Here is a 23,008-nt window from a genome sequence, read left to right as displayed (position 1 = left end):
TACTATGATATTTATCAGTACCGACCAATTGATTTTCCTATAATTTGGTGATTTTCAAACAATAAAGAATTATCTTAAAACGGTCTATCAATTTGCATTCATGAATACACCCAAAGATTTTGGAATTTCTGGCCTTACGGACCAAGAGGTGATGGCATCAAGGACCAAATACGGCTCCAATACCTTTGATCACCAAAAGGAAAATAGCTTTGTGGACGCCCTTAAAAGTTTAGCCAAGGAACCTATGGTCATTCTTCTATTGGTAGCCTCTGCTATATATTTTATTACAGGTAATTGGGGTGACGGTATTTTTTTGGTTGCGGCCATTATATTGGTAGGTTCCATTTCCCTATATCAAGATTCAAGAAGCAGAAAGGCCCTTGAGAACCTTAAAAATCTTACTCAACCCAAAAGTAAGGTCATTCGTAACGGTGAGGTAATTGCCATTGATAGTCATGAATTGGTCATAGGCGATTATTTTATGGCAGAAGAAGGTAGCACCATTTCTGCTGATGGTGTCATTCAACATTCTAACGATTTTTCTGTAAACGAATCTATTTTGACGGGCGAATCTTTACCGATCTACAAAGATGCCAATGGCCCAAATCCGGAAATATTTACCGGAACAACCGTTGCAAGTGGATTGGCCATAGCACAAATTACAGCTATTGGCGCCAAAACCTCATTAGGTAAAATTGGTAAGAGCCTAGATCAAATTACCGTAGAAAAAACCCCTTTAGAACTAAAGATCTCAAATTTTGTAAAATTAATGTCCATCTGGGGCGGAGCAGTATTTATCCTTGTTTGGATCATTAACTACCTTCGTTCCGGTGCCGTTCTTGATAGCTTATTAAAAGCACTCACTTTGGCCATGAGTATTCTTCCTGAAGAAATTCCCGTTGCCTTCACAACCTTTATGGCCTTAGGAGCATGGCGACTCATGAAAATGGGCATTGTGGTCAAACAAATGAAAACAGTGGAAACACTGGGCAGTGCCACGGTCATTTGTACGGATAAGACAGGCACCATTACCCAGAACAAAATGGCCTTGGCCAAACTGTTTACGCTGCAAACCTATGCCATTGTCAATGCGGATGAAAACCTGGAACAACCAGAAAAAGACCTAATTAAAATGGCCATGTGGGCCAGTGAACCCATACCGTTTGACCCTATGGAAGTGGCATTGCACAATGCATATGGTAGCTTCTCCCAAGTTGATGAGCGACCAAATTACAAAATGGTTCACGAGTATCCTTTAGGGGGTAAACCACCAATGATGACCCATTTATTTGAAAATGAAAAAGGAAATTTGATCATTGCGGCCAAAGGAGCGCCAGAAGCCCTAATTGCAGTCTCCAACCTTACGTCAAAGCAGATAGAAAAACTACAGGAGACTATTTATAACCTAGGAAGGGAAGGGTATAGATTACTGGCCGTTGGTCAAGGTATTTTTACGGGATCAACCTATCCAGAACACCAGCAGGATTTTAAGTTTGATTTTATGGGGCTTGTAGCATTTTACGACCCTCCAAAAGATAACATTAGCCAAGTATTACAGGATTTTGACAAAGCGGGAATACAAGTTAAACTGGTTACGGGGGATAATGCAAATACCGCTATGGCCATAGCCAAACAAATTAATTTTATTGGCTATGAAAAATCAATGACCGGTGATGAACTTATGCAATTGACCGATCAGGAATTAAAAGAAAAGGTCAAGACGGTAAATGTTTTTTCAAGGATGTTTCCAGATGCAAAACTTAGAATCGTAAATGCCCTGAAAGAAAATAACCAAATTGTAGCCATGACGGGGGATGGAGTTAATGACGGGCCAGCCTTAAAGGCTTCACATATAGGTATAGCAATGGGCAAAAAAGGAACGGAAATAGCCAAAGAGGCCGCCTCCTTAATCTTGGTGGACGATGATCTCTCCAAAATGGTCGATGCCATTGCCATGGGCAGAAAAATCTACACCAATTTAAAAAAGGCCATACAGTATATCATATCCATACATATTCCCATAATATTGACCGTTTTTATTCCCTTGGCTTTGCGGTGGATATACCCAAATATATTTTCACCTTCACATGTTATTTTATTGGAGTTGATCATGGGACCTACATGCTCCATTATATTTGAAAATGAGCCTATGGAAAAAAATTTAATGGACAAAAGACCTCGCCCGTTCTCCACCACTTTTTTTAATTATAAGGAATTGGCCACTAGCATTCTACAAGGACTTGTCATCACCATTGGCGCACTGTTTATCTATCGTTATGCGGTTGAAGCTTCCTATAGTGAAAGTACTACCAGGACTATGGTATTTTTGGTCTTGATCGTAGCCAATATTTTTTTGACCTTGGTCAACCGCTCATTTTATTATTCCATTTTTACGACCATTAGGTACAAGAATTCATTGGTCCCCTTAATTATCGGCATCACCATACTTTTAACATTATTATTACTCTACCTGCCCGTATTGACCCACTTTTTTGAGTTTGAACGTTTGACACTAACACAGATCGGAATGTCCATCATCGTAGGCACGGTATCCGTTTTATGGTATGAACTGGTGAAATGGGGCAAACGCCGCTAAACTCTTTTAAACTACAGTTTTTGACCATAAGCTAAATCACCCGCATCCCCAATACCGGGAACAATGTATCCTCTGGTGTTTAATTCGGGATCAATGGCAGCGATCCATAAATGGGTGTTATCCGGAAAAACATTGGCTACCTTATCTATTCCTTGCCGGGAACCTATAACGGAAACGATATGAATGGCCGCAGGAGTTCCGTGCTCCTTTAATGCCAATAGTACATTTTCCAAAGTGCTTCCCGTGGCTAGCATAGGATCTGTTAAAATCAATATTTTGCCAGTCAAGGTAGGTGCCGCAAAATAATTTACGATTACTTTAAAATCATCGGCATCCCCTTCATGTTTACGAAAGGCGGATATAAAACCATTTTCCGCAGTATCAAAATAGTTCAATAATCCTTGGTGAAGGGGTAGTCCTGCACGTAAAATGGAGCAAATAACCAATTGGTCCTTACTAAGGTTCATTGGTTTAGAACCTAAAGGTGTTTCTACCGTAGTAGCATTATACGACAATGATTTGCTCAGTTCATAACCTAACACCTCCCCAATACGTTCTATATTTCGTCTAAAGCGCATAGTATCTTTCTGAATATGTACATCTCGTACTTCAGAAATAAACTGATTTAGAACAGAATTTTGTTCACTTAAATTATGAATGATCATGGTTGTCAATTTTAAGGTAAGGTACCATTTACAAATATAAAAACTTGAATGTATCAATATCACGTATCAATACATTCAAGTTTTTCTCACCATTTAAACCGATTATTATTAGGCAGTGAGCATACCACCATCTATTAAGTGCGTACAACCGGTAATGAACTTACTTTCATCAGAGGCCAAGAAAACGGCTATCTCCCCTATCTCCTTAGATGTGGCATAACGTCCAAAAGGTACTGCAGCAGTGAAGCCATCCTTTACCGTCTTAGGGCTTTCCGGAGACATATCGCTTTCAATCCTACGCATCATATCATTATCTACCGGACCGGGATGTATTGTATTCACACGTATTTTTCTTGATGCATTTTCTATGGCAGCAACTTTCATTATTCCTACCACGGCATGTTTGGAAGCCACATACGCTCCAAGGTTGGCAAAACCCTTTAAACCCGCAACAGATGACGTAATCATAACGCTACCGCCAATTTCCATTTTAGGGATTATGTGTTGACAGCCCAACCAAACGCCCTTTATATTTACATTGATTACCTTATCAAATATATCTTCCGGATAATCTGCTATATGCTGGGCAACTCCCTCAATACCGGCATTGGCAAAAAAGATATCTATTTTGCCAAATGTCTTTAAGGTAAAATCCAAAAACTTAAGGGTATCAGTCTTATTGGAAACATCCGCTTGAACAAAAGCTATGTTTTCATGTGTTAACTCTTTACGTAATCTGTCAATGGCATTGGCATCATTATCGACCAACACTACTTTTGCACCTTGATCCAAAAATAAATTTGCTGTAGCCATACCTATACCTCCAGTACCCCCGGTAATAACTGCTACTTTATTGTTCAACCTTTTCATAATTCTTAATTTTTTGTTTGTAGTTGTTGTATGGCCCATCCTTGATCTGGCTTATGGGTGGCCACTAGTTGTGCATTGAGCATTTTTGCACCAATAGTGGGTACTTTGTACCGTTTAACGGTCATTTGTATATGGTCTCGTTTCCCAAAATATTCGGCAATCTCACCGTTGCTAGAGATAAGTACATCAAAAAATTTATATTCATAAATTTTAAGCTTGAATTCATTTTCGCCCTTAAATGTTTTGTCGACAAAAACAGCGGTAGCGTAACCATCTTTAAAAGGGGTCACATTTAAGAACTGTGGGGGGAACACCACCGCTCCGGTTTTATCCATAAATCCAAATACGGGTACACCATCTTCAACTTTCTGTGTAATGGCACAAAGTCCTTCATTGAACATGGGGTATGGTGCACCAAGAGCAATTGCGTTATCTTGAGATGGGTTCCAATACACATCATCACTAAAATCTATTACCAGCTTTCCTTCCTCATCTATAAATCCCCATTCACCACCTTTACGAACAGCGGCCAGGCCTTCAATAAAAGGTGCTATTTCATCTATACCTTGTACCATTTGTGCCGAAACGGGTAGTACGGCCAAGACGGTTATCGCTAAAAGCATCAATCTATTTTTCATAATTCCCATATTTTAAGTTTATTAAAGTAATTCCATATTAATCCATTTATTATGACCATTGTCATAGAGGTAGATTACCACTATCCATGCTCCGTAAACAAAATTTCAATTTTTGATAAAACAATCAATTCTGCCTTATTTTTACCGGCATAAGCCTTGGCCATTGCGTTGGCCGTATCCAAAATCAATCGTTTTACCTCAGGAATAAATAGGTTATAATGTTCCTTATAGAACATGTTAAATTGCTGAAGACAGTCCGCTGATTTTTTATCATATTCCAAACACCAGTCAAACGTTGTTTCTATCCTAAAGGCAGCATCAGAACCATATTCATCCTCTACATCATCTATGTGCAACCAATAACTTCTAATAAAGGATCTTAAATGATCAATTTCCTTAATATGTACTGTACCGTCCGCACTTGCCAAAGCGTAAAATACTTTCCCTAAATTTTCATATAGCTCCAGACCAAATTTTTGAGAGTTCAACATTTTTTTAGATTTAAGATTATCATGAAGAAAATTTACTTTTATATTATCACCTTTACTATGATAATTATCAGTTAAGGATTATATTTAGAAATGAATGTTTTTGAAAAGGACAGTAACGTTTTCCATCTGCTTTCAGAAGGAATATCCGAAGGAATTATTTTAGTAAATACCGCACAAGAAATTGTAGCGACCAATTCCTCTGCCGAGGAAATGTTTGGATACGAAAAGCAGGAACTCATAGGAAAATCGTTGGAGTGTATTATTCCTAAGCGGTATCATCATAAACATGAAGGGCATTTTTCAAGCTTCATGAAAAAAAGCGAAAAACGGAAAATGGGACATGGCCGTGATCTTAGCGGACTAAGAAAAAATGGCGAGGAATTTCCTGTTGAAGCCGGTCTTAATCCTTTTACGCTATATGGAAATACGTATGTTATGGCTTTGGTCACCGATATTACGGAACGTAAAAACTATACGTTAAACTTAGAGCAGACCGTACAGGAACGCACAAAGCAACTAACCGATGCCCTGGAGAAGGAAAAAGAACTTAACGAACTGAAAACTAGATTTTTATCTTTGGTATCCCATGAATTTAAAACTCCCTTGAGCAGTATTCTTACTTCCGTGACCTTATTATCCAAGTATACAGAAACTGGCCAACAAGAAAAAAGAGACAAACATGTAGACACCATAAAATCCAAGGTACGGCAGTTAGATACTATACTTAATGACTTTTTATCCGTTGAGCGCCTTGAACTGGGCAAAGTAAATTACAGCATTGAGGATTTTCCTTTAAGCAGGGTCATTAATGAGGTGGTCTATGATGCCAATATGTTATTGAAAACTGGTCAAAAGATCCGCTATCCAGACAATATAGATGAAGTGGTCGTTACCTTTGATGAAAAAACTTTGGCCCTAGCCCTGTCCAATTTGCTTCAAAATGCCATAAAATATTCTCCGGAGGAAACCACTATAAAAATTATTTTCACCATAAAGGATGATTACTTTACCATTCAGGTTGCGGATGAAGGTATAGGAATTCCCAAAGAGCAACAAAAATATATATTTGACCGGTATTTTAGAGCAGAAAATGCCCTGCTTAATCAAGGAACCGGTATAGGTCTAAACATATCAAAACAACATCTTGAAAATTTGGGGTCTACCCTTTCTTTTGTAAGCCAAGAAAATGTGGGGTCAACATTTACCATCCAAATTCCAAGAAACATAAAAAGTAATACCCAATGAAAACCGTTTTACTCATAGAAGATGACAATATTTTAAGGGAGAATACCGCAGAACTTTTAGAATTATCAGGTTATGACGTGATTACGGCTCCTAATGGAAAAATTGGCATAGCGACCGCAAAGGAAAAAAAACCGCATATAATTGTATGCGATATCATGATGCCGGAAGTGGATGGCTACGGTGTGTTGGATGCCCTTTCCGCCGATGAATCCACCCAATATATTCCGTTTATATTCTTATCCGCAATAACGGAGCATAAGGCTATACGCAAAGGAATGGATCTTGGTGCCGATGATTACCTTACCAAACCTTTTGAAGAAGAGGATTTAGTTAGCGCCATTGAAAGTAGATTGGCAAAATCCAAATTACTCCATCAGCTAAAAACAAATACTACTGAAGAGGTTAACGATCCAGATGCCATTGGTAACCTCAATCAATTAAAAAACTATTTTGACGATCATGGAGAGATCATTAAAATGAACGAAGGTGAGACCATTTATGAAGAAGGGGTCCGATCAACCTACGTATATTTAATTTTAAAAGGAGCCGTAAAGTGCCATACCATGGACCAAGATGGTAAGGAATTGATTACCACGCTATACCATGCAGATGATTTCCTTGGGTTTACCGCTTTGATGAACAATAGTGTAAACCAAGAATCTGCTACTGCCTTGGAACAAGTAGAACTAGCTGCGGTAAGTAAGGAACATCTACACCAAATAGTTGCCGAAAACCACACCATACCGTTAGAGCTCATGACACTTTTATCGGATAATATTTCTGAAATAAAACATCAACTACTACAAATGGCATACAGTTCCGTACGAAAAAAAACTGCCCAAACTTTACTGCAGTTTGCGGAAATCATGAACAATGAAGCCTCAAAGCCAATACGAATCTCACGTGCAGATCTGGCAAGTGTAGCTGGTATTGCCACTGAAAGTCTAATACGCACCTTATCTAGCTTTAAAAAGGAAGGACTGATTGAAATTGAAGGTAGGAACATACGTATTAAAGAACTAAAAGTACTGCAATATGTAACCTAACTCAACTTAATAACACTCACTTTAAGCTCCTCATGACATTTATCATAGGTTTTCTTTTGGACCTCAAATACTTTTATCACGTCCATAAAAAGAATTGCCATGAAAAATATACTCATACCTACAGATTTCTCCGGTAACGCAGATCATGCTATCTCTTATGCCTTAAACCTGTTTAAATGTGAACGTACCAATTTTTATTTCATCCATGCCTATGCAGATGAAGTTTATGGTCCTTTTCATAATGTGGACGATACCAATTTTGAAAAAAACAAAAATTCAATTGAAAATTTAACCAATAGCAAACTAAACGAATTAGTAACCGAAATTAGTGAGCGTACGCACAATCCCAAACATGTATATGAAGCGGTATCTTCTTTTGAATCGCTCGTAGATGCAGTCAATAATTTTAGCAACCTTAAAAATATTGATCTAATTATTATGGGGACCAAAGGCAAAACAGATGATGCACGTATAACCTTTGGAAGTAATACCATTCAAGTATTTAAATATGTTCAATGTCCGGTTTTGGCCATACCCGATGGAATTGAGTATACCCAACCTAAAAAAATAGTGTTTCCTACGGATTATATGGTACCCTATAAAAGAAGGGAGCTTAAGCTTTTGGATATTTTGGCCGCCCAATTTAAGTCGCAGGTCCATAGTCTGTACATTTCGGATTTTGAGGATCTGAGCGTAAGACAACTGGATAATAAAAAATTCTTGGAGGAATCGTTGCCCAATGCACGACTTTCTTTTGTGGTTACCGCAGTAGCAAACCGGGCCACGGCAATCATGAACTATATTCAGGAACACCAAATTAACCTTTTGGTCATGGTAAATAGCAGGCATTCCTTTTTAGAGGATATGTTATATAGGTCCACTATTGATGAGATCGGGCTCAAACCACCGGTTCCTTTTTTGGTCATGCAAAATTTACCGCGATAACCTTAAACCCGTTACCATGAAAAAAATACTTGTTACAACAGATTTTTCAGAAAATTCTTGGAATTCTATTTTCACGGCATTAAAAGTGTATGCCCAAACGCAATGTCACTTCTATATACTGCATGCCTATGAGCCCTCTGCATTAAATGTTATGGGGAGTAAGACCCAACAACGACTGGGGGTAATTTATGATTCCTTAAAAAAATATTCAGAGAAGGAATTGGAAGAAATGTTCTCCTATTTCCAGATCAACCATAAAAATCCACTTCATGAAATTTCCACAATTTCCAAAGCGGGTGCTTTGACCGATGCCGTGGCAAACATTATTGCAAAAAACGATATTGATCTTCTAATTATGGGGACACAGGGAGCTACGGGAGCCAAAGAAGTATTTTTGGGCAGCAACACCGTTAAAGTTCTTAAATCCATTACGCATACCCCCATTTTAGCCGTACCTGCGGGATTTAACTTTCAACGCTTAAAAACCGTTTTGTTCGCCACGGATTTCGCAGAACCATTCAAGAAGAATGAGTTGGAGCCACTGATAGAACTGGCCAAATTATGGCAAGCGGGCATAGAGATAGTGCATGTGGCCGTAGAATTTATCCTTAGTGATACGCAGCAAATGAACAAGGAAAAATTAATTGAACGCCTGAAAGATATTGACCTCAGCTTTAATAACATACCTTTTGAAGTCAATGTTTCCACTAGTATTAATAAATATATTGCCGATGACACTGCTAGTATTTTAGGAATTATTAGACATCAACATACATTCTGGGAAAAAGTAATTGGAGAGGCGGTAGTCCATAAACTGGCATTTCATGCCAATATACCGGTATTGTTCCTGCCCCAATAAATAGTTAAGGTGATCGTATATCAACAACAGAGAAAATGAAAAATATTTTAATCCCGACAGATTTTTCAGATAATGCATGGAATGCCCTGCTTTATGCCATTTCTTTTTTTAAAAAGACCCATTGTACGTTTCATATACTTAACGTAAATGCAATCAATACAAATGTTAGTGGAGAAACGGCAATGTACATTGCCCCAGAATTATTGGAAGAAACATTATTGGCGGAAAGCAAAGAAAAATTAAAAGCCCTGATCAAAAGAATTGAACAACTTCCGCTCAATGTAAAACATGAATTTAATACACTGGCACTCTATGGTTTTCTGACCGATCATATTAAAATGCAAGTAAAGGAAAAAAATATTGACCTCATCGTTATGGGGACCAAAGGTGCTACCGGTTTAAAATCGGTTTCTATTGGAAGTAATACCGGAGATGTGATTACTAAAGTCCCATGCACTGTAATGGCTGTACCGGAACATGCTACCTATCACAGTGTTAAGGAAATAGGATTACCGTCAGATTTTCAATTGAAATATCATTATAAGATCTTAAGTACACTAAAAGATATTATTTCACTTAAAAATGCGGCATTACGATTATTGTATGTTTCGTTAAGAAACGAAAAACTTAGTTCCATACAAGAATGTAACAAAGCATTTTTAATTGAATATTTTAAGGATATTGAGTGCTCGTTCCATTTAGTAACGGGAAAAAAAATAGATGAATCCATACAGTGTTTTACGGAAAGCAGAAATCTGGATTTACTAGTCATGGTTGCAAAAAACCTAAATTTTTTGGAACGTATACTTTTTAGGCCTACGGTAGAGAAAATAAGTTATCACACCAAAGTGCCATTTCTTGTCATCCACGAAACATAATAGCTATTATTTATTGGCAACCCTATCTTTTGTCACAAGGTTTAAGTTAGTTCAGATATTATTTTTTTAAGTTCAACTTTTTCCAACATACCAACGTGTCTCCATAAGGGTTCCCCATTTTTAAACAGAAGTAATGTGGGTACACTTTTGACGGTATATCTACGCCCAAGTTTCTTCTTGACATCCACATCTATTTCCAATATGTTGAATAGACCCTGCACTTCTTTATTTATCGTATGCAGCATTGCGGACATGGTTTTGCACGGCAAGCACCATGGTGCAAAAAAATGAACCAATGTTGGCACTTCTGAACTTATTTCTTTTCTAAACCCCATAATGATAGCTTTTAAGTTCTTTAATACTAAGAAGATACAAAAAGTTGACAACTGACAAATATCATAGCCTATCTAATGGTCTCTCCTTAACTTCATATCATAAAATTTACTCCTATGACACGTATTTTGTTACCTACGGATTTTTCTGCAAATGCCTTGAATGCCATAACGTATGCACTTACGTTATATAAGGACGTTAAATGCACATTTTATCTATTGAACAGTTATATGCCCCCTGTATACCATACGGAATACTTAATGGGGAGCCCGGCACAAATTGGTCTGGGTGACGTGGTTCAGCAAAAATCAATGTCTGACCTTAAGGAGTTGAAGGAACAACTTATTCGTGATTTCAACAACCCTTTACATACCTTTATTACACATTCAGCACTAAATGTACTTTCTAGCGAAGTTACCCGAACTATCCAGGCAGAAGGTATTGACATTGTCATTATGGGTACACAAGGTGCTACAGGGGCAAAAGAAATATTGTTGGGCACCAATACCGTACATGTAATTAAAAATGCACAATGTCCGGTTATGGCCATACCTTCCGGGTTTGAATATGAAATACCGGAGCAAGTTCTTTTTCCTACGGATTATGAAGTATCCCTTAATGAGCAAAAGTTATCACAACTGTTGCAAATCGTAAGGATACATGGTTCACTTATCAACGTTATGCATGTACATACCGGTTACGACCTAAATCCCGTTCAAAGAAAATACAAAGAACAACTGGAAAAAATATTACATAAAAAAGCATTGTTCCATGATGTACCCAGTAATGAAATCACTACTGCTATAAACAATTTTCAATTAAAGCAAAAAATTAATTTACTGGTCATGGTTCAAAACAAACATACTTTTTTGGAGCGCCTTTTCATTGAACCGGTTATTAAAAAAATAGGGTTTCATGTCAACATTCCTTTTCTGGTAATTCCTCAATTTTAAGCTATGCAATTAAAAAATATCCTAGTCGCCACAGATTTTTCCCATGAGGCATATAATGCACTCTTTTATACCACCCAGCTTCTAGCTTTAGAAAAATGTACCTTTCATATCATTAATTGTTATAATGACCAAAGTTCATCCTTAGGTTCAAGCAAAGGGCTTTTTATAAGTAAGAAAGAACTTTCTGACTTACATCATTTATCCCAGGAAAAACTCACGGAGACAGCACATAGAATAGTGTTGGACACCAATAATACATTACATGAATTCCATACAATTTCCGAAAAGGGAACAATATTGAACGTAATATCAAAAACCTTGGAAAACCTTTCCATTGATCTCATTGTAATGGGCAATAAAGGGCAAACCGGCGCCAAGGAACTTTTTATGGGGAGCAATACCATACAAATTGCCAAAACAATAACCCAATGTCCTATTTTAGCTATACCCAAGGAAATTGCCTATACCCCATTTGATGATATTGCATTTGTCACCGACTTTAAAAAAGGATGTACCCGTAGTACTTTGTCCATGCTGTTGACCATTTCCAAAATTGCTAAAGCAGCTATCAACGTCCTCCACATCAAAGAGTCTGAAATAATGACCCATAAACAGGTATCAAATAAAAAGCTATTAAAACTTTCACTTGCAAAAACACCCCATAATTTTGAAGAGGTCCTAAATTACACGAACAAGGCCAACGTTATTCAAGATTTTTTAACCTCTAGGGATATTAAGTTTCTAGCTATGGCCTATCACAGAAGAAACTTTTTAGAACGCCTGGTCAAGGAACCCGTAATTATGGATTTAAGTATTTATGCCGCAGTTCCTTTCTTGATCTTACCGTTAAACGACTGATATTTATCATAGTAAATAAAAGGATTGCGCTCTACATTTAGTACACAATCTAACACGTACTTACTATGAACAAGCGTATACTTATACCCACTGATTTTTCTAAAAACGCATTGAATGCCGTAAGATATGCTATAGACCTATATGCAAAACTTCATTGCGACTTTTACTTTCTAAATGTCTTTAGCGTTGAATCATATACGAACACCAATTTATTGATGCCAGATGAGGATAGTGAGGTCTTTATCAGGGCAAAGGAAAAGTCAGAAAAAAATTTCTTAAAACTCCTGGAATCCCTTGCTGCCCATGGCGATAATTTTAAGCATAATTTCTTTACCATTTCTACCTGTAGCTTTTTATCCGAGGCCATAAAAAAAATTATCGCGGAAAAAGATATAGAACTGGTAGTTATGGGTACCCATGGTGCAAGTGGCTCCAGAGGATCCTTAATGGGAAGCAATACGGTTATGGCAATGGAAAAGATTAGGGAATGTCCCGTAATGGCCATTCCTAGCGAATACTCCTTTTCCCCGCCTACCGAAATTGTATTTCCTACGGATTACAAGGATGCCTTTAAAAGAACGGAACTAAGATATTTAATGGAAATTGCAAAAATGCATGAAGCAAATATTGCAGTTCTTCACTTAAACATGTCTAAAGAATTATCACAGATGCAGGAGGACAATAAAAAATTATTACATGCTATTTTAGGGGAAGTTGCTCATGATTTCCATGTATTGCCAGAACGTAATCTTGCTAAGGGCATCCAATCTTTTGTTGAGGAGAGAAATAGCGACATAATTGCATTTATCAACCATAAACATTTCTTTTTCAGTAGTGTTTTCACCAAACCTTTGGTCAAGGCAATTGGTTATGATTCAACTATCCCAATTCTGGCCCTACATTAATTATCATTAAAATATTGAACATGAAAAATACAGGTATATGGCTTAATAGCAAACATGCATATGTTGTTCACCTCACGAACGGAAAAGAGGAAATGGAAAGCGTAGCATCCAATATAGAATTCTTCAATAGGACCGGTACAGGGGGAAGCCGTAAAAAAACCGGAGCTACACAAGATATTAGTAAAGAGAAAAAATATCTGGAGAAATCCAAAATTCAGTTTAAAGCCTATTTTAAGGCTATTGCGACTGCCATTGAACACAGTGATCGCATTGTCCTTTTTGGACCTGCGGATATTGACCAAAAGTTTAAGAAAGAATTGACGGAAAATTATCCGGCCATTGCCCAAAAACTTTTAGGAACGGTGAAGGTAGATCGTATGTCACAGAATGAGATTGTAGCATTGGTAAGGGATTATTATCTCAAAAACCAGTAATTAGCAGCATTAAACTAACCCGTATACGTCCCTTTAACGAACGGTTTTTAAAAGTAAACTATGGATACTATAGCACAGCTGACCGAAAACCCAACAGTATTAAAAGTGGCAAAACTGCTTTTATGGATTTTAAGTATAGTTCTTACCATTGGTTTTATACGAAGAACCCTCAAAAAACGGATAGAAAACATAACCATCCGTTACAAGGCCCAAAAAGGTGTAGAGGTTATTGGCTATATGCTTATCATTTTCTTGATATTAATGGCTGTTACCGTTGACAGTATGAAAGATTATACCATTATTATAGGGTTATTCACTGCCGGTATAACTTTTACTTTACAGGAACTGATCTTAAGCATCGCAGGGTCGTTCTATATCTTTTTTGTGAGGGTCTACAAACCTGGTGATCGTATTGAAATCAATAATATTAAGGGTGATGTTATTGATATTGACAGTATTTATACCACTATAATGGAAATGGGAGAATGGGTAAATAGCGACAATTATTCCGGTAGAATCGTAAAAATCAGTAACGCTTTTGTGTTCAAGGGACCAATTAAAAATTACTCAATGGATTTTCCTTTTGTTTGGGATGAGCTAAACATATTGATCACCTTTGACTCTGACACGGATTTGGCCAAAACCATAATGCTGGATTGCGCCACGGAACTATTATCATCGTATACGGAAAAATCAAGGGCCAAGTGGCAAGAAATGGTGGAACATTACTACATAGAAAATGCCACTTTGGAACCTACCATTGCTATAGAACTAACGGATAATTGGATTCAATTGAACCTTAGGTATATAACGGATTATAAAAGAAGAAGACATACAAAACATGAACTTTTTGATCACATAAAAAAAGCAATTTCCAAATCTGAGGGCAAAGTAAAACTAGCTTCTACCACCTTACAATTGTTACCGGTACCACCTTTGGACATTCATTTAAAAAATTGATATGAACACGCACCATACCATTGAAATCATAAAATCATCTGGACAAAAGGTAAAGTTTTCGCTAGACAAGTTAAGAACTTCCTTAAAGCATAGTGGAGCCAATCATGAATTGGTAGAAGAAATCCTGAGCAAGGTTACCGATGAACTTTTTGAAGGTATTACCACCAATGAAATTTACAACCGGGCATATGCATTGCTTAAACAGCATAAATCCGTATACGCTTCTAAATACAAATTAAAAAAGGCCATTTATGAACTAGGGCCTACCGGTTTTCCTTTTGAGCGTTTTGTTGGTGCCATTTTACAATATTCCGGCTATACGGTAAATATAGATATTGTACTAAATGGCGCATGTGTAACACATGAAATTGATGTCGTTGCCGAAAAAAATGAAATGGTTACCGTGATCGAATGTAAATTCCATAACGAGGAAGGCCGTAACTGTAATGTAAAGGTTCCGCTTTATATACATTCAAGATACAACGATGTAAAGGCACATTGGGTAACCAATAGCAACAACAAACCATTGGATAAGGGTTGGGTGGTCACCAACACAAGGTTTACGGAAGATGCCCTGGCCTATGGTAAATGCGCCAACCTCTACCTCTTAAGCTGGGACTACCCCACAAATGATGGGCTCAAGGAAAGGATAGATAGATTAAGCCTCTACCCTATTACCGTTAGCAATCTACTTACCAACAGGGAAAAACAGTTCTTATTGGGACGCAATATTGTACTCTGTAGGCAATTGATAAAAGATAAATTTTACTTGGATCATTTAGGCGTTTCAACGGAAAGGAAAGCCAAAATATTGAATGAAATAGAGCAACTCTGTAACGCATAGCCCCATGAATAAAATTAAAATAACCTTCCTAGGTGCTTCGGGCACGGTAACAGGCTCCAAGTTTTATTTGGAAACACCTGAAAAAAATATAATGATAGATTGTGGTATGTTCCAAGGTTTAAAGGAATTACGCACAAAAAATTGGGAACCTTTATCCATAGATGTTTCCTCAATGGATTATGTTCTGCTTACACACGGGCATTTGGACCATACTGGATATTTGCCAAGGTTGGTGAAAGAAGGATTCAAGGGTACCATATTGGGTACGGAACCAACACTTTCCATTGCAAGGACCATATTATTGGACAGTGGAAAAATTCAGGAAGAGCAAGCCAAAAAAGCCAATGAGGAGGGGTTCTCAAAACATACTCCCGCATTGCCCTTTTATACGGTTAAAGAGGCAGAAGCAACCATTAAACTGTTTTCAAGTTGCGATAAGGACGAATGGATTACATTATCCGATCATTGTAGGTTCAAGTTTAGATATAACGGTCATATTATTGGGGCAACTTTTATAGAATTGGAGATATTTGAGAAAATATTTGTTTTCTCAGGTGATATTGGAAGGTTACACGATGAACTGTTAAACCCTCCTGAACGTCCCCAATGGGCAGACTTTCTTTTTTTGGAAAGTACATATGGCAACAAATTGCACCCAAAGGAAGATATTACTGAAATCTTAAGTGAACTTATCAATAATACCATACATGACAGGGGCACCCTGATCATTCCTTCCTTTGCCGTAGAAAGGTTACAGCTGCTCATGTATATTTTATGGCAGTTGTACAAAAAGAACGCCATTCCCAATATTCCAATTTTTATAGATAGCCCCATGGGCAATAATGTATTGAACGTATTTGAACAATTTCCAGATTGGCATAAACTTACGACCAAGGAATATCAGACCATGTGCGATCATTTTACCATTATATCATCCTTTGCGGATACCTGGAAAACAATTGATGATAAAAGGCCAAAAGTTGTCATTGCCGGTAGCGGTATGGTTACCGGAGGCAGGGTCCTTACCTATTTAAAACAACTTGTAGACGTCCCAAGCACCAAAGTGCTATTGGTAGGGTTTCAAGCAGAGGGCACCAGGGGAAGGCAATTGTTGGAAGGTGCTCATGAAATTAAAATTCATGGAAGGTATTATCCTGTAAAAGCAAGCATACATCTTATTGAAAGTCTTTCTGCCCACGCCGATCAACATGGACTACTGCATTGGATAGGTGCCATTAAAAACATTCCTGAAAAAGTATTTCTTATTCATGGTGAGGCTACTGCCTTAGATGCGTTTCGGGTGAAAATTAAAGCTACAAAAGGTTGGGACTGCCATATTCCCAAGTTGAACGAGATTTTTGAGCTGTACATCTAGTTTGCTAGTTAGACAAAAATCAGGCTGACCATTATCATTTTCTGACATTATTATAAATACTACATTGTCGGTTGTAAAGACCGATAAAAATAGTTCCATGAAAAAATTACTGATTATCCTATCCTTGACATTAGTGAGCTGCTCTTCCATCAGTTTGGTGGAAAACTGGAAAAATCCGGATATTGTTTTATTCCACGCCAATAAGGTTCTTTTGGTAGGAATGGCCAAAAATTCAGATACCAGAACACATTTTGAGACCGAACTTTTAGAGGAGTTCAAAAAAAGAAATGTTGATGCCATGCGCAGTATAGATGTCTTTGACCTATCCCTAACGGATTCCAGAAAAACCGAAAAAGAACTTGACGATGTAGAACAAAGCCTTTTGGACAAGGATTTCGATGCCATTTTATTGACCAAGATTACCGGTTCTGAAGATCGTGAAAAGTTTTTAAAATCCATAAAAAGATGGGACGACCACCAAGCCCGGTTCAATGATGATTATCTGGAACACCAAGGTATTTATTGGGATGACAATTACTATGAAAAATTTACCGTATATCACGCGGAAACAACTTTATACTGTATCTGTGAAGGTAAGGAACGGTCCATGATATGGAGGGGAATTATTGATATTACAGACCCTAACGATATTGATAAGGCTATTGAAGATTATATTAAATTAGTAATTACGGCAATGGAAGAGCAGGATTTGGTCTTCCTATTACAAGATGATTGATTAAAACAGCGGACTTAACACCCTACCAATACCTTCCTTAAGTTTTTTGCCCCAAGGTCTTTCTATATACTCCGTATAATTTAATTCCTTACCAATGGCGCAATCCTGAAGAAAGTCTTGTTTTAACAACTTAGCGAACTCTTTATTGTAGACCAGTGCATTTACCTCATAATTCTGTTCAAAACTACGGTCGTCCAAATTAGCGGTCCCTATGGAGGATACCGCATCATCGCTTACCATTATCTTACTGTGTAAAAAACCGTCCGGGAATAGATAAATTCTAATTCCGGCTTTTAAAAAGAGCTCAAAATAAGACTGTACCGACCAGCTTACTACCGTATTATCTATATTTTCAGAAACCAGTAAACGTACATCTACCCCACTAATGGCCGCAGTAAGCAAGGCACGTATCAAGGCCTGTCCTGGAATTATATACGGATTAGTGATGAAAATATAATTTTTGGCCATATTGATGATTGAAAAATAGGTCTGCTCCAAAACAGGAAAATCATCATCTGGGCCACCGGCAACAATCTGTACCAAATTTTTTGAAGGTTCAAATTCATCTTGCTCTAAATATTGCAAAGGCTGTAGAACTTTACCACTCACCAAATACCAATCTGTCATGAATACTTGGTTTAAATGTAATGCGGACGGTCCTTGCAACATTAAATGCATATCATGCCATTTGCCCAAACCAACTTGACCCTTTAGGTACTTATCCGATATATTGATACCTCCGGTAAAGGCTATCTTACTATCAACCACAATAATTTTCCGGTGGTTTCTATAGTTTAACGACGAAAAATAACGCCCAAACTTAAAAGGCAGAAAAGGATACACCTCTACCCCTATTTTAATAAGTTGTTTAATGTATTTTTTACTTAACGAAAAACTCCCTATGCCATCATATATCATTCTAACTTCCACCCCATTGGCAATCTTTTTTTCAAATAGGGCCAAGAGTCTATCCGCTAATTCACCCTCCTCAAAAATATAATACTGAATATGAATGTGCTGCTGTGCATTTTCCAATGCATTAAAAATTGTATTGAAGGTGGTACTGCCATCCTTTAATAATTGTAACGTATTATGGGGTGTAGGGGGAAAATGGGAAGTAGCATACCCATGGGTCATTAATTTACCGTATTTTCCATCAAATACATTGATATGGTTATCCTGGGGCTTTGGCAGTTTATTGAAAAGGTCTTTCTTTAACCTGATCAACTTATTCTTTCTTCTATTTCTGCCCAATAATAGATATAATAGAATACCGCCAACAGGAATGGCAAATATGGCCAATAGCCATGCTAAACTTTTGGTTGGCCTTGCACCATGAATGATTATGGAAATCACGATTACAATGGTCAGTACAATATAAATGCCAATAAAAATTACCGTCCACATAGTCTTACAATTTACGACCTAACTTTAGAGTAACCCATAGGCTACCCCATTTATTGGTATCACTTACAAGATATACCTGTACGGTCAATAGCTCAATGATATTTGTCATACACCACGATCACGGTGGTAAACATAATCACTATTCTATTTATGCATCTTATCCAAAATATCTATAATCTCGGTTTTCTTTCTAACCGAAACGGGAACATTTTCTCCATTCTTGAGCATTAGATAACCACCATCGGTTTTGATATAGGCGCTGATGCATTGTAGGTTGACCAAGTGACTTTGGTGTACACGAACAAAATCGTGACTGCTTAATAAATCGGCAAAGTATTTTAGGGTCTTTGTAACGAATATCTTGCGTTTGTCTTGAAGGTGGAAAATGGTGTTGTTACTATCGGATTCACACCTGATAATATCATCTAGACTGACAATGATAATTTGGTCAAGTGTGTGTAACGATATCTTATTAGGTTTTTTCTCTGGCGCTGAAATGGTCTCCTTTAAAATCTGCAAACGCTCTTTATTGGGCTGTAACTGCTCCTTTGCCCTTGCAATTGCCAAGCTTAAATCTTCGTTGGAATAGGGTTTTAACACATAATCGATTGCGGCAAATTTAAAGGCTCTTATCGCGAACTCATCACTTGCTGTTACGAATATAATTTTCGATTTTAAGTCGGGGAAAATTTCCAAAATATCAAAACCTGTACCGTCACCTAACATGATATCTAAAAACAGAATATCCGGCTGATTTTTACGCAGTACTTTGGCAGCTTCCACTACACTCTGCGCCGTGGCGATAATTCCAATTTCTGGGTGTTGCGTCTCAATATCCTTTTTTAAAAGGGTTAAGGCGTCAATCATATCTTCTACTATTATCGCTGTATGCATAGGTGTTTAATAATCTGTTAGTAATGGTATTTTAAAGGCAATCTTGGTTCCTTCAACGCTACCGTCTTCATTTTTAATTTCACTGATATGCAAGGTATTTTTACCTGCAATGGATGCCAATCTTTCTTTGGTAACGGTCAATGCCATTGATTGATGGTCCGTTTTTGCCTTTTCGCTCTGTGATTTAAAAATACCCAGTCCGTTATCAATGATACTACAATGCAAATGGGTTTTTGAGGTAGTAAAGCCTATCTCCAATTTCCCTTCCTTTTCTCCTTTTAATATTCCGTGTCTTATGGCATTCTCCACAAATGGCTGAATAAGCATGGGCGGTATCAATATCTCTTCGGCATCGGGAGTGGTTTTAACTTTTATCGCGTATTCAAAAGGCTTCTGCGCCATTAACTGTTCTACCTCTATGTAATGTTTTAATGCCTTTATTTCTTGATCTAAACCGATATGCTCTTTTCTTGAATTTTGAAGTGTTTCACGTAACAGTATGGCAAAACTATTAATGGTAGCATCCATCTTATCTGGTTTGGTGCCTGCCATTGCCTTTACACCATTTAAAACATTAAAAATGAAATGCGGATTCATTTGTAACTGAAGCGCTTTTTGCTCTAAGGTCAACAAATAGTTTTGTGTTTTCAATCGTTCTTGTTCCGCTCTATTTTTTGCCTTTATCTTACGTATATACCACCATCCAAAGCTTAACAATAGTACCACCGCCAATGCCAAAACCGACCATTGAAACCAGTCTTTTTGGTATATCGGACTATCAATGAAAAAACGGAATGCTATAGGTTCACTTTCTTGCCATCTGTAATTTCTGGATTGTACCGAAAAAGTATGTGCGCCATACGCCAAACCTGCAAAATTCTGCTTGTTCTCCTTTACCCAAGGGCTCCATTCATTATCATCTAACCGAGTTCTATACGCTACTTCGTTTGGGTGGTCAACATCTACCGTTCTAAAGGAAAAACCCAATTGTGTTTGATCGGGAGTTAATTGTAAAATTTTGTTCGTATTCGTCCAATCTTTTAAGATCAAGGAATCGATAGTTTTATACCGCTCTTCTACTCCCGTAAAATATACTTTTGGTGCAGCCGCTGTTTTCTTACTTTCGCTAGGGATATGCTTGGTCAACCCATAAATAGCACCAAACCACAAATTGCCATCCTCATCTTTATCGACCGCATTTAAGCAGGTTTCTATACCTAAGAATCCGTCGTTTCTACCAAAATGATAGATATCTACAATTTCGTTCGTTGCGTTAAGTTCTATTTTATCAACACCGCGTTCAGAACCTGCCCACAGGTTGCCTTGGTCATCAAAAATAAGCTGATATACGTTATTGGACGATAAGCGCTTACTACCTTTCAGCTGCTGAAAATTTACCGGATTCGTGCTGTTCGCATACCAAATTCCCTTACCAGATGTACCCAGAAAAATATAATCTCCTTGAAACAAAATAGTTCCTATTGCGGTTTGTTGTTCCAAGTCAGTGGTGACCGTAGCAACTTTATTATGCTCAATATACCCTAGATATCCGTTTTTTGTAGCATACCAAAACCTATCGTTTTGGTCCTTTACCAAACTTGTAATGAGCATATCCGTTATGCCATCTCGCTTGGTAAATGTTTTATGAACGACCAAACTATCCTTTTCTGAATAATACTTGAATTTTACAATTCCGTTTGCATAGGTTGCCGCCCATATGTAATCATCGTCTGCAATTACGGTTCTAACCCAATCCGAAGGAAATCCTTTGCTTTCATCAATGATATGATTTGTGGTACGTTCTACCGAAACCGTATCAATTTGTATGAGGTAATTTTCGCTCGATGAAAACACCAAACTGTCTACCATTTTGGTCTCTCTAAAAAGTAAACCTCTATTATCCGACCCTGCCCAAATATTGCCCTTGGCATCACTAGTGATGGTCTTGATTTTTACATCAAAAAAAGTACTCTCGTTAGGTAGTGGATGAATGCCTTCGGAATCAATTTTTGTCAAGCCTTTTTCCGAAGTGGAAAACCATAATCCGTCCGGAGCGTTATGGACCGCATAAATGCGATTGCCCTTTAAGCCTGTTCGCTGATCATAATGTTTAAAATTGTTCTGAAAATACTTATAGAATCCGCCACCTGATGTAGCAATCCAAATATTGCCGTTTTCATCATTTATAACCTTTCTTATGTGTGGTGTTGCCAACCCATTGGCTGTATTCAATCTTTTTATTTCTGAAAATGTTTTGGTCTCCACAATGGTAACTCCCTCATTATCAGTAGCTATCCACAACTCATCTTCATTTTGAATTGACATGGAATTTATACGTGAGGGCTCCGGCATTAAAAAGCGATTATTGGTTGTAGCCTTATCGATTATAAAAACACCATCATCAAAGGTTGCTGCAATGATGTGGTTGTTATGTGCTATGACCGACTTAAAATTATTCTTCTCAATTTTTATAATTTCGGTAGTGTTGTTACTCAATTCCTTTAATTTCCACAAAGCTTTATTGGTCGCTAGCCAGTAATAATTTCCATCAAAAAAAACCGAATTGATTTCACTATTGTCAATTTCTGAATTGAAATTAACCTTGCTTACCAGCTTATTTTTACTGTAGGCATAGAGTCCATTTTTGGTCGCTAAAAACAACTGACCATCAACTGGAAAAAATTGAAGAATTTGCGGAGCTTCTAGATTAACAAAGTTGTTTTTTACTTTTATGGAAAGTCCTTTTTTTGTTCCAATAAACAAGGAGTCGTTAACGGCGTAAAGTGCATTAATATAATTGGAAAGCAAGCCATCACTCTCATTCCATACTTCAAAAATTTCTCCGTCAAAATTTGCCAGTCCGCCACCTTGAGTCCCTAGCCACAAGTAGCCCATATCATCTTGTACAATATCATATACCTGTGATTGCGGTAAACCATCTGCAATGGTATATGACCGTAGCTGACTGTTTTGCGCAACCAATTGTATTGTACCAAAACAACAGCAAACAATCAACAAGTATTTAATAATCGGATTCAAAAAAACGGATTTCTTTTATGTATTAAACTAACGCCAT

Annotated in this window: 22 protein-coding genes; 14 read left to right on the top strand and 8 right to left on the bottom strand. The window is 37.5% G+C overall.

Features of this window, described 5'->3' with window-relative positions:
- The first annotated feature begins 100 nt into the window (after positions 1 to 100).
- A complete protein-coding gene (locus CHB68_RS05890; protein ID WP_089259945.1) occupies positions 101 to 2,596 on the top strand; it encodes a cation-translocating P-type ATPase in 2,496 nt (831 codons plus the stop codon).
- Positions 2,597 to 2,607: 11 nt separating this feature from the next.
- Here the strand turns inward: CHB68_RS05890 and upp are convergent, their stop codons facing one another.
- The 4 genes from upp to CHB68_RS05870 form a co-directional block, all read right to left on the bottom strand.
- Complete coding sequence (upp, locus tag CHB68_RS05885; RefSeq protein WP_089259944.1) at positions 2,608 to 3,261, bottom strand: uracil phosphoribosyltransferase; 654 nt, start codon at positions 3,259 to 3,261, stop codon at positions 2,608 to 2,610.
- Between the two features lie 108 nt (positions 3,262 to 3,369).
- Positions 3,370 to 4,131, bottom strand: a complete 762-nt coding sequence (locus tag CHB68_RS05880; protein ID WP_089260574.1) for an SDR family NAD(P)-dependent oxidoreductase — start codon at positions 4,129 to 4,131, stop codon at positions 3,370 to 3,372.
- Positions 4,132 to 4,136: 5 nt separating this feature from the next.
- Positions 4,137 to 4,769, bottom strand: a complete 633-nt coding sequence (locus tag CHB68_RS05875; RefSeq protein WP_179213153.1) for a WG repeat-containing protein — start codon at positions 4,767 to 4,769, stop codon at positions 4,137 to 4,139.
- Positions 4,770 to 4,849: 80 nt separating this feature from the next.
- Positions 4,850 to 5,260 carry a hypothetical protein gene (locus tag CHB68_RS05870; protein WP_089259942.1) on the bottom strand — a complete coding sequence of 137 codons (411 nt, stop codon included), beginning with the start codon at positions 5,258 to 5,260 and terminating at the stop codon, positions 4,850 to 4,852.
- Positions 5,261 to 5,350: 90 nt separating this feature from the next.
- Here CHB68_RS05870 and CHB68_RS05865 point away from each other — a divergent pair, with 90 nt between their 5' ends.
- From CHB68_RS05865 to CHB68_RS05845, 5 genes are all read left to right on the top strand, one after another.
- The gene (locus CHB68_RS05865; protein ID WP_089259941.1) at positions 5,351 to 6,505 is read left to right on the top strand and encodes a PAS domain-containing sensor histidine kinase; all 1,155 of its coding nucleotides are present in this window, start codon (positions 5,351 to 5,353) and stop codon (positions 6,503 to 6,505) included.
- Positions 6,502 to 7,551 (top strand): response regulator, encoded by a 1,050-nt coding sequence (locus CHB68_RS05860; RefSeq protein WP_089259940.1) that lies wholly within the window; start codon positions 6,502 to 6,504, stop codon positions 7,549 to 7,551. The genes CHB68_RS05865 and CHB68_RS05860 overlap by 4 nt, the downstream gene beginning before the upstream one ends.
- A gap of 99 nt (positions 7,552 to 7,650) precedes the next feature.
- Entirely contained in the window at positions 7,651 to 8,496 is an 846-nt protein-coding gene (locus tag CHB68_RS05855) for a universal stress protein (RefSeq protein WP_089259939.1), read from the top strand.
- Positions 8,497 to 8,512: 16 nt separating this feature from the next.
- Entirely contained in the window at positions 8,513 to 9,355 is an 843-nt protein-coding gene (locus CHB68_RS05850; protein ID WP_179213152.1) for a universal stress protein, read from the top strand.
- A gap of 35 nt (positions 9,356 to 9,390) precedes the next feature.
- A complete protein-coding gene (locus CHB68_RS05845) occupies positions 9,391 to 10,233 on the top strand; it encodes a universal stress protein (protein ID WP_089259937.1) in 843 nt (280 codons plus the stop codon).
- A gap of 41 nt (positions 10,234 to 10,274) precedes the next feature.
- On the opposite strand, the gene CHB68_RS05840 is transcribed toward CHB68_RS05845, so the two are convergent.
- Complete coding sequence (locus CHB68_RS05840) at positions 10,275 to 10,568, bottom strand: thioredoxin family protein (RefSeq protein WP_089259936.1); 294 nt, start codon at positions 10,566 to 10,568, stop codon at positions 10,275 to 10,277.
- A 114-nt stretch (positions 10,569 to 10,682) separates the two neighbouring features.
- Here CHB68_RS05840 and CHB68_RS05835 point away from each other — a divergent pair, with 114 nt between their 5' ends.
- The 8 genes from CHB68_RS05835 to CHB68_RS05800 all read left to right on the top strand — a co-directional run bounded on the left by CHB68_RS05835 (position 10,683) and on the right by CHB68_RS05800 (position 17,631).
- The gene (locus CHB68_RS05835; RefSeq protein ID WP_089259935.1) at positions 10,683 to 11,519 is read left to right on the top strand and encodes a universal stress protein; all 837 of its coding nucleotides are present in this window, start codon (positions 10,683 to 10,685) and stop codon (positions 11,517 to 11,519) included.
- A gap of 3 nt (positions 11,520 to 11,522) precedes the next feature.
- Positions 11,523 to 12,377 (top strand): universal stress protein, encoded by an 855-nt coding sequence (locus tag CHB68_RS05830; protein WP_089259934.1) that lies wholly within the window; start codon positions 11,523 to 11,525, stop codon positions 12,375 to 12,377.
- Between the two features lie 65 nt (positions 12,378 to 12,442).
- Complete coding sequence (locus CHB68_RS05825; RefSeq protein WP_089259933.1) at positions 12,443 to 13,282, top strand: universal stress protein; 840 nt, start codon at positions 12,443 to 12,445, stop codon at positions 13,280 to 13,282.
- A gap of 20 nt (positions 13,283 to 13,302) precedes the next feature.
- Positions 13,303 to 13,716, top strand: coding sequence for a hypothetical protein (locus CHB68_RS05820; RefSeq protein ID WP_089259932.1), 414 nt, complete (start codon positions 13,303 to 13,305; stop codon positions 13,714 to 13,716).
- A 60-nt stretch (positions 13,717 to 13,776) separates the two neighbouring features.
- Positions 13,777 to 14,676: a mechanosensitive ion channel family protein gene (locus CHB68_RS05815; protein WP_089259931.1), complete on the top strand. Its 900-nt coding sequence runs from the start codon at positions 13,777 to 13,779 to the stop codon at positions 14,674 to 14,676.
- Between the two features lies 1 nt (position 14,677).
- The gene (locus CHB68_RS05810) at positions 14,678 to 15,520 is read left to right on the top strand and encodes an ATP cone domain-containing protein (protein WP_089259930.1); all 843 of its coding nucleotides are present in this window, start codon (positions 14,678 to 14,680) and stop codon (positions 15,518 to 15,520) included.
- A 4-nt stretch (positions 15,521 to 15,524) separates the two neighbouring features.
- The gene (locus tag CHB68_RS05805) at positions 15,525 to 16,895 is read left to right on the top strand and encodes an MBL fold metallo-hydrolase RNA specificity domain-containing protein (RefSeq protein ID WP_089259929.1); all 1,371 of its coding nucleotides are present in this window, start codon (positions 15,525 to 15,527) and stop codon (positions 16,893 to 16,895) included.
- 97 nt (positions 16,896 to 16,992) lie between these two features.
- Positions 16,993 to 17,631 (top strand): hypothetical protein, encoded by a 639-nt coding sequence (locus CHB68_RS05800; protein ID WP_089259928.1) that lies wholly within the window; start codon positions 16,993 to 16,995, stop codon positions 17,629 to 17,631.
- On the opposite strand, the gene cls is transcribed toward CHB68_RS05800, so the two are convergent.
- The 3 genes from cls to CHB68_RS05785 form a co-directional block, all read right to left on the bottom strand.
- Positions 17,632 to 19,038, bottom strand: coding sequence for a cardiolipin synthase (gene cls, locus CHB68_RS05795; protein ID WP_089259927.1), 1,407 nt, complete (start codon positions 19,036 to 19,038; stop codon positions 17,632 to 17,634).
- Positions 19,039 to 19,182: 144 nt separating this feature from the next.
- Entirely contained in the window at positions 19,183 to 19,932 is a 750-nt protein-coding gene (locus CHB68_RS05790; protein ID WP_089259926.1) for a LytR/AlgR family response regulator transcription factor, read from the bottom strand.
- A 6-nt stretch (positions 19,933 to 19,938) separates the two neighbouring features.
- A complete protein-coding gene (locus CHB68_RS05785) occupies positions 19,939 to 22,971 on the bottom strand; it encodes a sensor histidine kinase (protein ID WP_143815175.1) in 3,033 nt (1,010 codons plus the stop codon).
- Positions 22,972 to 23,008: the final 37 nt, after the last annotated feature.

It is taken from the genome of Maribacter sedimenticola (genome assembly GCF_900188415.1).
Classification (GTDB): Bacteria; Bacteroidota; Bacteroidia; order Flavobacteriales; family Flavobacteriaceae; genus Maribacter; species Maribacter sedimenticola.
This window is presented reverse-complemented; position numbering and strand designations above follow the sequence as displayed.